We start from the raw sequence: 12363 nt of genomic DNA on the forward strand, positions 1-12363 counted from the left end.
TCTGTTGCTGGACGCAGCAAAGCTGTGAACAGTAACATTTTATATGAAAGGCATGGTTATTCATATGGACTTTGGCAATAACAATAATTCTTACAATCACAACCCTCAGGGGTATTCCTATAGACCGCCGGTAAAGACACCCGGAAGCAGTCTGGCTAATGCTTCCATGATGCTCGGCATGATTGCCATTATCACCGCAATTATGATGACAATATATTTTCCTTTTATCTTTGGAAGCCTGGCTATTTTATTCGCTCTGTTATCAAAAGGACAGGCTGCCAAGCTAGTGAAATATGCTAAGGCCGGGCTTATCTGCGGCATTGTCGGCATAGTGATCACTTTGGGTATTATTACCAGTTCCGTTCTTCTCATCCTTTCGAATCCGCAGATTCTGACCGATACTGCTAAAAGGTATGACAAGATATATGAACAAGCCTATGGCATTCCCTCGGAGGAGATTTTCGGTGATTCCTTAGAAGATATCGTTGAAAATTTTATTGAAGGTATTACTAATTAATATTTAGAGCGGAATTATGTAAAGGAGGAGATTACGTTATGACGGGTATTCAATTTGCGGGAGCTTCCTCCGGCATCTATGGAATAAGTCAATACAGCATCGACAACACGACCGGCATCACTTTGAATTCCGGCGCGTCGAATATCAAATCTCCCGGCCGCGAATCTTCCCCGGCCGAGTGTGAGACTTGCAGCAATAGAAAATATAAGGATGGTTCCGACGAAATGGTATCCTTTAAAGCTGCCACCCATATTTCACCTAATTCAGCTTCTGCTGCCGTACGCTCTCATGAGCAAGAGCATGTATCCAATGCTTATAAAGATGCGTCGCTCAATAATGGTAAGGTGCTTTCGGCCACCGTATCCATACATACCGATGTCTGTCCTGAATGCGGGCGCAGCTATGTGTCGGGCGGAACTACCGCCACGCAGATCAAATATTACAATGAAGACAATCCATATCAGCAGGATTTAAAAAAAGCCGATGCCATGAAATACCAGGGAATGAACGTGAACCTTGCGGTATAGTACTAACTATTTATTAGGTCCGGGCATTTAATGCGCTGACCGAACTGCTACTTATAAGACTTAGAATTGGAGACTGAACCTATGAACCACTACAAATCTTCTGCCGAGCTGAAAGCTATGGCAAAAGAGCAGCTATTCGGAAAATATTCCACTGCGGTAGGCGCCTTTTTAGCCACGACTGCTATTACCCTCTTTATGGCATCCATTCCAGCCTTTATGATTCCTCAAGGTTCCATTATTTATCGGATTATTTATTATATGGTTTCTTTTATTATCAGCCTATTCACCGGAATCTTTTCATCGGGGCTCGCTTTCTTCTATTTGAAGATTGCCTGCGGACAGCCGGTTTCCGTCTCTGATATCTTCTTCGGTTTCCGCCTGCATCCTGATAAGGCGTTGCTCATCCAGCTCGTGCTCACCGCTGCATCTTACTTATGCACCGTACCTGCACTTATATTCCAGTGGCTATACTTCAATGGTGGGAATGTATTCTATATGCTCTTTATGTCCATTTCCTTCGTTATAGGAACGGCAATTTTGATTTTTGTAAGCCTTTTATTTTCCCAGGCTTTTTATTTACTTCAGGACTTTCCCGAATACCAGACGAAAGAACTTCTGAAAATGAGCCGGCATATGATGAAAGGGCATAAAGGCCGCCTGTTTTACATAGAACTTAGCTTTATTCCATTGTTCTTATTAGGCATTCTCTCTTGCTGTATCGCTTTTTTATGGATTATTCCATATATGAATGCCACTATGGCAAACTTCTATATGGATTTGGTAAAAAACCAATCCCCTTCGCAAAGAAATTAGTATATGATACAAGAATGTGCGCCCGCCGGGCGCATAATTTAGAAAGGGACAGGTAAGTAACCTGCCCCCTGTGACTTACTAAACATTAGGAGAGAGTGTAAAATAAAGGACTGTCTGTTTATGACCACAAGGACAGGTGCATCCTAAAAAGACCGTAGCCTCTTCATTGAAGCAAGAATTTGTGATGGGGACAACTATAAAATTAATGAACCACAAAAAATTATTCAATTGCTCTTCTAATTGGCTGTTAGAACAATAAGTGAAAACTTCAGCAAACCAAAGTTTACCTGATGTTGACCGATTCGTCCAAGATATATTATATTGTTCAGCCAGTATTTTTAATGATTCTTCTTCTGTTTTTTCTTCGAACTGTCTTTTAATTTTTTCCTTACTTAGCATAAAATCACCTCCTTTCAATAATATAATATGTGAACTATTTTTTTTGCTCCTATAAAACCACAATTTTCGACAACTTTCTCAAGTGAAAAAACAGTGGATAAATGAGGAATATATTAATAAAACGGTTCACGAATATAACATCGCGAACCGTTTTGTCTACAATCTAAAAGGTTGCCTTCATGGGCAACCTTTTTATTTATGCATTTATATATTTATTTTGTTCTGTTAGTAGTAATCCATTTCAAGTAGGCATTAATAAATACATCCAACCCACCATCCAAGACTGCATCCGCATTGCCGGATTCCGCTTCCGTCCGATGATCCTTCACCATCGTGTACGGCTGCAGTACGTAAGAACGAATCTGATTGCCCCAGCCGATTTCCTTCACCTCTCCACGGATGCCGGAAAGCTTCTGTTCATTTTCTTCCTGCTTAAGCATATATAGCTTAGCTTTCAGCATCTGCATCGCCTTGTCCTTATTCTGGAACTGAGAACGCTCATTCTGACACTGCACCACAATACCGGTAGGAAGATGCGTAATACGAATGGCTGAAGAGGTCTTGTTAATGTGCTGACCGCCCGCACCACTGCTTCGATAGGTATCGATACGTAAATCATCATCGTTAATCTCAATATCCATATCATCTTCGATATCAGGCATAACATCCAAAGACACAAAAGAAGTCTGCCGTTTTCCCTGCGCATTAAAAGGTGAAATACGAACGAGACGATGTACGCCTTTCTCCGACTTCAAGTAACCATAAGCGTTCTCACCATTGACCTGAAATGTCACAGATTTGATTCCCGCTTCATCTCCGTCCAAGTAGTCGAGTACATCGATGCTAAAGCCCTTACGTTCCGCCCATCTCGTGTACATGCGGTAAAGCATACCGCACCAATCACAACTCTCCGTACCGCCCGCTCCCGCGTTCAGCTTAAGGATCGCATTATTCTTATCATATTCTCCGGAAAGAAGGGTACTGATACGAATCGCCTCAAAGGTGTCGATAAAAGCATCCAACTCCGTTCGAATCTCCGCTGCCATCTCAGGATCCGCTTCTTCATAACCCATCTCGATTAACGTCTCGATATCTTCGTATTGGCTTCTCAGTCCGTTTATCGTATCTACGACATCTTTCAGACTTTTCAGTTCCTTCATTTTCTTATTGGAAACATCAGGTTCATCCCAGAAAGCGGGAGCCTCCATTTCTCTTTCTAATTCTTCGATTCTCCTTTGCTTATGATCTAAGTCAAAGTGAATCCCTCACTTCCGCAAGCGGACTTTCATATGTCTGCAATTCTGTTTTCATAGAATCTAATTCTACCACTTAACGTTCACCACACTTTCTTTTTTTCCTGCACTAACTATTTACGACCATGGCACTGCTTATATTTCTTACCGCTTCCGCAAGGGCAGGGATCATTGGGGTATACCTTCGCCACCTCACGCTTAACAGGTCCTTTTGGCAAGCTGTCATCCTTATTTGTTCCTGTTACCTTCGCTACCTGTTCTCTCTCGACCTTCTGCTCAATTCTTACATGGAACAGGAGGCGGACGGTTTCTTCCTTAATATTCTGCGCCATTTCATCGAACATTTCATAACCGCTTAATTTGTATTCCACAAGCGGATCTCTCTGTCCATAAGCTTGAAGTCCTACGCCCTGACGAAGTTGATCCATATCATCGATATGATCCATCCACTTTCTATCAATAACTTTAAGAAGAATTACACGCTCGATTTCACGAATCGCCTCCGGATTGGGGAATTCCGCTTCTTTACTTTCGTATAATTTCACCGCTTCTTCCTTTAGCTGCTGCTTTAGGCTGTTCTTCTTCGGTTTCAACACACGTCCCGTATTAATAGGACGAAGAGGTATAATAGGAAGTAACAATGTATTCAATTCTGTAAAGTTCCAATCATCGATATCGGAATCATCACTGATACTCGTATCTACCGCATTTTCCGCAATATCAGTTATCATCTTAAAGATAGCATCTCTCATGCTCTGTCCGCTGAGTACCTGTCGGCGCTCTTCATAGATAATCTCGCGCTGCTCGTTCATCACCTGATCATATTCTAATAGGTTCTTCCGAATTCCATAGTTATTGTTCTCTATCTTCTTCTGTGCGGATTCAATCGCCTTTGTCAAAGATTTATGCTCGATTTCCTGATTCTCCGGAATACCCAATGTATTGAACATGCTGATCAACCGCTCAGAGCCGAACAGACGCATCAACTCATCTTCCAGGGAAATATAGAACTTGGATTCACCCGGATCTCCCTGACGGCCGGAACGTCCACGTAACTGATTGTCGATACGTCTCGACTCATGGCGCTCAGTACCGATAATCTTAAGTCCTCCTGCCGCTTTCGCTTCATCGTCCAGCTTAATATCCGTACCACGCCCTGCCATATTCGTGGCAATCGTTACTGCACCATGCATTCCGGCATCCGCAACGATCTCTGCTTCCAGTTCGTGGAACTTCGCATTCAATACTTTATGGGAAATGCCGCGCTTTGTCAGCATCTTACTAAGTTCCTCCGATGCTTCAATCGTAATTGTACCAACTAAGACAGGCTGTCCCTTTTCATGAGCTGCCGCTACCGCCTCTACAATGGCATGGAGCTTTTCTTTTCTCGTCTTATATACAGCATCCTGCAAGTCTTTTCTGACAACAGGCCTATTCGTAGGAATCTCAATAACGTCCATCCCATAAATATCGCGGAATTCCTTCTCCTCAGTCAATGCCGTACCTGTCATGCCTGCCTTCTTCTCGAATTTATTGAAGAAGTTCTGGAAAGTAATAGTTGCAAGCGTCTTACTCTCTCTCTTCACCTTCACATGCTCTTTGGCTTCAATCGCCTGATGCAGTCCATCGGAATAACGGCGTCCCGGCATAATACGTCCGGTGAATTCATCGACGATCAATACCTGATCATCCTTTACCACATAGTCTTGATCGCGGAACATAAGATTATGCGCACGAAGAGCCAAATTGATATTGTGCTGAATCTCCAGATTATCCGGGTCAGCCAAGTTCTCAATCTGGAAGAAGCGTTCTACTTTAGCAACGCCTTCTGCGGTTAAGTTCACCACTTTATCTTTCTCATTCACGATGAAATCGCCTGTTTCTTCCCGCTCTATTCCCATGATGGCATCCATCTTGGTAAGCTCAGCCATATCCTCGCCTCGCTTTAACTGCCTGGCAAGAACATCACAAGCCTCATACAGCTTCGTGGATTTACCGCTCTGTCCTGAAATGATAAGAGGAGTTCTCGCCTCATCTACAAGTACAGAGTCCACCTCATCGATAATCGCATAATGCAAATCGCGAAGTACGAGCTGTTCTTTATAAATAACCATATTATCTCTTAAATAATCAAAGCCGAGTTCATTATTAGTCACATACGTAATATCGCAGTTATATGCCTCTCTGCGTTCTTCCGGCTTCATATCGTTCAGTACAACACCCACCTTCAGTCCAAGGAATTCGTGCACTTGTCCCATCCACTCAGCATCTCGCTTCGCCAAGTAATCGTTAACCGTTACTACGTGCACACCTTTTCCTGCCAGAGCCTCCAAATAAGCAGGCAAAGTAGAAACGAGCGTCTTACCTTCTCCTGTTTTCATCTCGGCAATACGTCCCTGATGCAGAATAATACCGCCGATAAGCTGTACGCGGTAATGTTCCATGTTAAGCACTCTTTTTGCAGCTTCTCTAATGGTAGCAAAAGCCTCCGGCAGAAGGTCATCTAACGTCTCTCCATCCTGTAAACGTTTTTTGTACTCTTTTGTCTTGTCCCTCAACTGCTCATCGGACAGCTCCTTCATGGAGGGTCTTAGATTCTCGATAACATCCGCAATGCCTTCTACTCTTCTTAATTCCCTCTCACTGTGAGTTCCAAAAACCTTATTAACAATATTCATAGTCAAACTCCCATATCATCCGGCACTCAAAACAGGGCACCTTAATATTATGATGTTAGGGTCCCAAAGTCATATTGTTTCATGCAAGCATGAAACGCATGACCTTTTGACCCTAGTATCATCTTATACAAAAAAATCCACTGTTTATTGTAACAGATTTATAGCTTATATTCAACTACTGCATCTGTTAATACTTTATAAATTTGCATCTGTTAATACTTTATAAATTTTATTAATATTCTTAACTATTTTTCTTATATATGAGTATTATGACTTTTATTTCTTATCCAGACATTTGCGCAAGAAGCGAGTCAAGGTAAAGGTCTTATCTAAGCCATATTCCCAATACATCATTCCATACATATTCTTATCCTGTACATATTCCGCTTTATATTCCAGAGCACGTTCATCTTCATAGGAAACAAAATCAGAACCGTTATACAAATAGGCTGCCTTCGCTTTATCATCCCACAATTTCTCGAATTTCTTCTTTCCGGTCTCAAGAAGATGACATATCTCGCTGTAGGAATAAATATCTCCACTGCCACTTACCGGACTTCCTGCCTTCGCTTCTTTCACTCCGATCCATCCACGGCTGTAAAAAGCGGCACCCATCACCATCTTTTCATAAGGTACCCCTGCCTCAGCGAAGAATTCAACCGCCTCATGACTGCATACTCCTCCTGACTCGGGCGCGTATAAGCCGGCATGATGACCGCTCACCACATCCCATCCTCCATAAAGGTCATAGGTCATAAGCTGAACGTAGTCGAGAAGCTCGCTCACTTCTTTCATATGAGTATTTTCCACATAGGACTTAAGCGCTCCTGCTGCAATCGAAAGAGTCCGATAACCTTCCATTCGGTTCAAGTGATCACGAAGTTCCTGTAAAAGCAGGGTGAAATTCTCCTTATCTTCCGGGATGGCACGAATTCCGGCTTTATCGGAGCAAGGATATTCCCAGTCAATATCGATCCCATCGAAGCCGTATTCTTCCGCCAGTTTAACTGCTGATGCTGCGAACAGCTCTCTTCCTTCCTTCGTTTCTGCTGCCTGTGAGAAGCCATCCGCTTCCCAGCCCCCAATGGACAGCATCACCTTAATATCCGGGTTCATCTGCCTCATTCTCGCAATATCCTGCTTACCGGTCTTTTCCTTCCAGTAAGCTTCCCCGTTCTTAATCAGACCAAAGGCAATATTGACACCGTCCAGCGCCTCTATATCCTCTTTTTTCATCTTCCCCAACGTATCTGTAAAGCAATAACCGATTAATTTTCTCTCTCTCATTTCAATTACCTTCCCTTTCTTTCAGTTACCCCACATTTTATCGGAAATAGCACCGAAGTCAATGTATAATCTTGTCACTTTTTGCATTCTTGTTCCCATCTACATGCCTTAACACACATACAAATTCTATTTCCACTCCTTGACCTTATCCATCAGAAGTGTTATTATTTTAACAATCGGTTTTGAATAAATAACTAACGATCATATGAGGTGTGAACAAATGAGTAGAACATTTAATGAATTAATCTCCAGATTAAACGACATTCCTATGAAAAAAGTATCCGTCGCTGTGGCGCAGGATTCTGCCGTTTTAGAGGCGGTAAGAACGGCTAAGGACAGAAAGATCGCAGACGCTATCTTAGTTGGTGATGAAACAAAGATTAAGGAAGTGGCCGCAAACGCAGGCATTGATATTAACGATTTTACTCTCGTGCATGTAGCGGATGATATGGAGGCTGCCCTTACTGCCGTTAAGCTCGTACATGACGGCGAAGCGGATATGTACATGAAAGGCCTGATCGATACGAAGAACTTCTTAAAAAGCGTTCTTGACAAAGAAGTCGGACTCAGAACGGGCAAACCATTATCTCACGTATGTGTTTTCGACGTGGAGGGAATCGATCATCTCTTATTCCTGACTGACGTTGCTTTCATTCCTTATCCGACTCTGGAAGATAAGGCAAATATTATTAACAATACATTGGAAATTACAACAGCTTGCGGTATCGAATGTCCGAAGGTGGCCCCTCTTGCTGCTGTAGAAGTAGTAAATCCTAAAATGCCCGCAACCGTAGAGGCTGCTGAATTAACCCAAATGAATAAGGATGGTAAAATCACCGGTTGTATCGTGGATGGTCCTCTTTCTCTGGATCTTGCCATCGATGCAGAGGCTGCAAAACATAAAGGAGCTACCGATCGTCTTATCCAAGGCGATGCGGATATCCTTCTTTTCCCCGATATCCATGCGGGTAACCTGGTATATAAGGCTATGGTTCATACCGCTAACTTGAAAAACGGCAATATCCTGACAGGAACAAAGGCACCTGTTATCCTGACCTCTCGTTCCGACTCCATGGAAGTAAAAGTAAATTCCCTTGCTCTTGGCGCAATTGTTGCAGATTCTCTAAAATAAACGAAAAGGAGACTTGGTTATGTCAATCAAAAGTTTAATTATCAATCCCGGCTCAACCTCCACTAAAATTGGTGTATTTGAAGACGAAACCTTACTGTTCGAAGAAACACTCAGACATTCCACAGAAGAAATTTCCAAATATGCTTCCATCGTAGACCAAAAAGACTTCCGTAAGCAGATTATTCTCGACTTAATGAATGAGAAAAATTTCGACATGAAGTCCTTAAATGTTGTCGTAGGACGCGGTGGTATGTTAAAGCCGATTCCCAGTGGTACCTATGCAGTTACCGACGATCTTCTGCATGATCTGATAATCGGAAAACAAGGACAGCATGCGTCCAATCTCGGCGGTATTCTTGCAAGAGAGATTGCTGATACCATCGATGTTCCCTCTTATATTGTAGACCCTGTAGTCGTAGATGAAATGATGCCTATCGCCAGATATTCAGGCGTTCCCGAACTTCCACGTACCAGCGTGTTCCATGCGTTGAATCAGAAGGCAGTAGCGAAGCGCTATGCCAAGGAAACCGGTAAACCTTATGATTCCTTGAATCTTATCGTTGTACATATGGGAGGAGGTGTTTCCGTAGGTGCCCATGAGAAGGGAAAGGTTGTGGATATTTTCAACGCTCTCGATGGAGATGGTGCTTTCTCACCGGAAAGAGCCGGTGCGGTCCCCTCCGGTGCCCTCATTAAAATGTGCTTCTCCGGCAAATACACGGAAAGTGAAATCTACAAGAAAATCGTAGGCGGCGGTGGTTTCAACGCCTATATGGGTACGAACGATATGAGGGATGTGGAAGCTCTTGTCGCAAAAGGCGATAAAGAAGCATCTTTGATTCGCGAAGCTTTCCTCTTACAGGTTGCTAAGGATATCGGTTCTATGGCCTGCGTTCTAAACGGCAAGGTGGATCAAATCATCATTACCGGCGGTATCGCTTATAACAAGGGTGTTACCGATCGACTTACTGAGAGAGCCGGCTTCATCGCTCCTATTACCATTTATCCCGGTGAAGATGAGCTGCTTGCGCTTGTTCAAGGTGCTATGCGCGTAATGTCAGGCGAAGAAAAAGTAATGGAATACTAATAGAAAGAAACGTTCGCAATGCGAACGTTTTTTATTATATAAATATAAGAATTTACTGTTTTTCCCTGGTAGTATTTCCCCCGATTCCTAAAATCGGAAATAGATAAACGGATTAAATGACTCGCTTACAATGGTCATAATAGAAACGAGTGCTAAAAGCAAAAGCAATATCCCCTCCGCCGCCATATAAAGTGCCGGTTTTCTTTTTTGAAAACCATTAATCCATTTCGGTCTCGGTAACATTGCAAGCATCAGTCCGGCTGTTACTATCAATAAATTTCCCTGTATTTGAAGCTGCGATGCTGTTATTCCTCCGCTTCCGAATGTAATGCCGATAAACTTCAAAAGATGCAAGGCAATTTCTTTCATACTGTTACTTTCAAAAAGGAAAATTCCCCACCCGAACATATATGCCAAAAACGTTAAAAAACGCTTTGCAACATACGGAAGTTTTTCCAAATATTTTCCGTAAAAAAACTTTTCTCCGGTCAAAAGAATAAAATAATAAACTCCCCAAAATGCATAATTCCAGTAAGCACCGTGCCAAAGTCCGGTCAAAAACCATACCACAAACAAGTTGAAAATATGGCGCCCCTTTGCCACTCTGCTTCCGCCGAGCGGAATATAAACATAATCCCGGAAAAAAGAAGAAAGCGAAATATGCCATCTACGCCAAAATTCGGTTATGGAAGTGCTATGATACGGTTTATCGAAATTCTCTAAAAAATGAAAGCCAAAAATACGTCCTATTCCGATTGCCATATCGGAATATCCCGAAAAGTCAAATAATATCTGTACTCCAAAAGAAAAGACCCATATCCAGGAAAGTCCCATACCAATCTCATGAGAAACCAGACCGCCAATAGCATCCGCCGCCATTCCTGCTTGGTTTGCCACAAGCATTTTCTTTGCAAGTCCTATGATAAAACGTCTCATTCCTTCAAAACATCCATTCCAATCGGAAGTTCTGTTTTCTATCTGCTCTTCAATATCGATGTAACGCACAATCGGTCCGGCAATCAGCTGCGGAAAGAAAAAAATGTAAAGCGTGAGATACGCAAGGTTCTTCTGACGTTTTACCTTTTCCCTGTACAAATCTACAATATAAGTAATGACCTGAAAGGTATAAAATGAAATTCCTGCCGGTAATGCCAAACCTAAAAGCGGAATATGGATTCCCGGAATGCGGTTCGCATTGTCAAGGAAGAAGTCCGCATATTTAAAAACAGCAAGCGGAAGCAAATTTACAGCAATGGATAAAAACACTGCCCATTTTTTCCGTTGTTCCACCGATTTAGATAATATCCAGGTCAGTCCTACGCACAATAAAATTAAAAGTACATTTATCGGTTCACCCCATGCATAAAAAAAGACGGATGCCGCAAGCAATATTCCGTTCCTTGCCCCTTTCCATCTTTTCGGACAAAGAAAATACAGGAAAAGAACGGCGGGAAGAAAGAAAAGAACAAATGTTACTGTTGAAAATGTCATTTCACTTCCTCCTCTTTATTTAAAAAATAACCGCTCCATGCGTCTTGCTGTCCCATAAACAATACGGTATCAATCTCATTTTCCTGACATATTTTTTCTAAATCCACTTGCTTCAAAATACGAAAATTGACAAACACCGTTGTTTTAAAATGGGAAGAAAGCGGTTCCCTGATGACTCTTGCAAAAGAATCCCCGATGATTAGAAGATTATGCTCTCCGCTGTCATAGCGCAGCGTAATTACATCACTTTCAAAGCCGAAATAGTTTAAATATTGATCGAAGCCGATTTCTCTGTTTACGGCACCGTTATCATACGATTTTTTCAGCCCGATATCCTGTTCTTTATTTCCAAACCAGGTCCTGTGCTGCGGAAGTATGTATTCATTTACCGTAAAAATATCCATATCCTCATTTTCGACATTTCTTCCGCATTCACGCGCCCTGCTTCCAATCCACAAAAGATTTCCGTAATCCTGCTCTTTTAAGATACTTTTTGCCATTCCCATATCGTAATCTTTACTCATCATATGTAAAATATCCGCATACCCAACAGCAGCTCCTATATGGTTCCAATGATGGTCCGTACGGTACATTCTGCTTTGATACTCGGAAAAATCCCTGAACTTCATCCGGTCAAAGCGTATGGTATCCTGCAAGGAACCTTTTAAAAGCTCATACCATGGATAGCTTTTAAGTCCCTCCACTTCATCAAACCAGTTCAGATCCTCTGCTCTCGTACAATAATACACATATACCTGCATATCTGGATGTGCATTCGCAAAGTCATTTATTTCACCCGCTTTTTTCCGGTAAGCAGCTTCTGTTTCTTCCTCGTAGGAATAGGGAAGATTCATCAGCCACTCAGACTCATACATGCGGTATACCTTTCCGAAGGGCTCCAGTTCCTCTCGCAATCCTTTTCCGCGCAAAAAAGAGGAAATACGTTTTCCCGCTCCTTTTACTTTTGCATTCCAATCCGCATTCCATGCAACTGATCTGTCATATAGAATAAACTGATCTTTTGCTGCCTGCTCAAATGAATCCTGAAAGTCTCCTTCTAAATAAGCGGAAAAAGAGAATGCAGGAAAAGAGGTCAATTCCTCCGCACCACTCATCGTTCTTTGCTCCGCAAGAAAATAGGCGGTACCAAATCCCAACAATATTATCATTCCGCTTATA

The 12363-nt window shown here is 42.3% G+C and carries 11 protein-coding genes; 5 read left to right on the forward strand and 6 right to left on the reverse strand.

The window, feature by feature from the left end; all coding sequences use genetic code 11:
* The first annotated feature begins 43 nt into the window (after window positions 1-43).
* The 3 genes from RBB56_RS05480 (at window position 44) to RBB56_RS05490 (ending at window position 1857) form a co-directional block, all read left to right on the forward strand.
* Entirely contained in the window at window positions 44-517 is a 474-nt protein-coding gene (locus RBB56_RS05480) for a hypothetical protein (RefSeq protein WP_306721369.1), read from the forward strand.
* A 38-nt stretch (window positions 518-555) separates the two neighbouring features.
* Entirely contained in the window at window positions 556-1044 is a 489-nt protein-coding gene (locus tag RBB56_RS05485; protein ID WP_306721370.1) for a hypothetical protein, read from the forward strand.
* An 81-nt stretch (window positions 1045-1125) separates the two neighbouring features.
* Window positions 1126-1857: a DUF975 family protein gene (locus RBB56_RS05490; protein ID WP_306721371.1), complete on the forward strand. Its 732-nt coding sequence runs from the start codon at window positions 1126-1128 to the stop codon at window positions 1855-1857.
* A 78-nt stretch (window positions 1858-1935) separates the two neighbouring features.
* Here RBB56_RS05490 and RBB56_RS05495 read toward each other — a convergent pair whose 3' ends face one another.
* The 4 genes from RBB56_RS05495 to RBB56_RS05510 all read right to left on the reverse strand — a co-directional run bounded on the left by RBB56_RS05495 (window position 1936) and on the right by RBB56_RS05510 (window position 7474).
* Window positions 1936-2256 (reverse strand): hypothetical protein, encoded by a 321-nt coding sequence (locus tag RBB56_RS05495; RefSeq protein WP_306721372.1) that lies wholly within the window; start codon window positions 2254-2256, stop codon window positions 1936-1938.
* A gap of 212 nt (window positions 2257-2468) precedes the next feature.
* Window positions 2469-3585, reverse strand: a protein-coding gene (gene prfB, locus RBB56_RS05500) for a peptide chain release factor 2 (protein ID WP_442905424.1) whose coding sequence is annotated in 2 segments (ribosomal slippage) — window positions 2469-3509 and window positions 3511-3585 — 1116 coding nt in all. Because the reading frame shifts where the segments join, the coding sequence is not laid out codon by codon here.
* Between the two features lie 37 nt (window positions 3586-3622).
* Window positions 3623-6187: a preprotein translocase subunit SecA gene (gene secA, locus RBB56_RS05505; RefSeq protein WP_306721374.1), complete on the reverse strand. Its 2565-nt coding sequence runs from the start codon at window positions 6185-6187 to the stop codon at window positions 3623-3625.
* A gap of 276 nt (window positions 6188-6463) precedes the next feature.
* Window positions 6464-7474 (reverse strand): glycoside hydrolase family 18 protein, encoded by a 1011-nt coding sequence (locus tag RBB56_RS05510; RefSeq protein ID WP_306721375.1) that lies wholly within the window; start codon window positions 7472-7474, stop codon window positions 6464-6466.
* A 220-nt stretch (window positions 7475-7694) separates the two neighbouring features.
* Here RBB56_RS05510 and ptb point away from each other — a divergent pair, with 220 nt between their 5' ends.
* Both ptb and buk read left to right on the forward strand, forming a co-directional pair.
* The gene (ptb, locus tag RBB56_RS05515; protein WP_306721376.1) at window positions 7695-8606 is read left to right on the forward strand and encodes a phosphate butyryltransferase; all 912 of its coding nucleotides are present in this window, start codon (window positions 7695-7697) and stop codon (window positions 8604-8606) included.
* Between the two features lie 19 nt (window positions 8607-8625).
* Window positions 8626-9693, forward strand: coding sequence for a butyrate kinase (buk, locus tag RBB56_RS05520; protein ID WP_306721378.1), 1068 nt, complete (start codon window positions 8626-8628; stop codon window positions 9691-9693).
* A gap of 87 nt (window positions 9694-9780) precedes the next feature.
* Here the strand turns inward: buk and RBB56_RS05525 are convergent, their stop codons facing one another.
* Together RBB56_RS05525 and RBB56_RS05530 are read right to left on the reverse strand one after the other, a co-directional pair.
* Window positions 9781-11184: an MBOAT family O-acyltransferase gene (locus tag RBB56_RS05525; protein WP_306721379.1), complete on the reverse strand. Its 1404-nt coding sequence runs from the start codon at window positions 11182-11184 to the stop codon at window positions 9781-9783.
* Complete coding sequence (locus tag RBB56_RS05530; RefSeq protein WP_306721381.1) at window positions 11181-12353, reverse strand: hypothetical protein; 1173 nt, start codon at window positions 12351-12353, stop codon at window positions 11181-11183. The genes RBB56_RS05525 and RBB56_RS05530 overlap by 4 nt, the downstream gene beginning before the upstream one ends.
* Between the last annotated feature and the right edge of the window lie 10 nt (window positions 12354-12363).

Origin of the sequence: Kineothrix sp. MB12-C1, assembly GCF_030863805.1 — a bacterium.
Taxonomy (GTDB): Bacteria; Bacillota; Clostridia; order Lachnospirales; family Lachnospiraceae; genus Kineothrix.

Bases quoted from the DNA above. Each gene is read 5' to 3' on its own strand.
- RBB56_RS05480 (WP_306721369.1), top strand. From the start codon at position 44: ATGAAAGGCATGGTTATTCATATGGACTTTGGCAATAACAATAATTCT.
- RBB56_RS05485 (WP_306721370.1), top strand. From the start codon at position 556: ATGACGGGTATTCAATTTGCGGGAGCTTCCTCCGGCATCTATGGAATA.
- RBB56_RS05490 (WP_306721371.1), top strand. From the start codon at position 1,126: ATGAACCACTACAAATCTTCTGCCGAGCTGAAAGCTATGGCAAAAGAG.
- RBB56_RS05495 (WP_306721372.1), bottom strand. From the start codon at position 2,256: ATGCTAAGTAAGGAAAAAATTAAAAGACAGTTCGAAGAAAAAACAGAA.
- secA (WP_306721374.1), bottom strand. From the start codon at position 6,187: ATGAATATTGTTAATAAGGTTTTTGGAACTCACAGTGAGAGGGAATTA.
- RBB56_RS05510 (WP_306721375.1), bottom strand. From the start codon at position 7,474: ATGAGAGAGAGAAAATTAATCGGTTATTGCTTTACAGATACGTTGGGG.
- ptb (WP_306721376.1), top strand. From the start codon at position 7,695: ATGAGTAGAACATTTAATGAATTAATCTCCAGATTAAACGACATTCCT.
- buk (WP_306721378.1), top strand. From the start codon at position 8,626: ATGTCAATCAAAAGTTTAATTATCAATCCCGGCTCAACCTCCACTAAA.
- RBB56_RS05525 (WP_306721379.1), bottom strand. From the start codon at position 11,184: ATGACATTTTCAACAGTAACATTTGTTCTTTTCTTTCTTCCCGCCGTT.
- RBB56_RS05530 (WP_306721381.1), bottom strand. From the start codon at position 12,353: ATGATAATATTGTTGGGATTTGGTACCGCCTATTTTCTTGCGGAGCAA.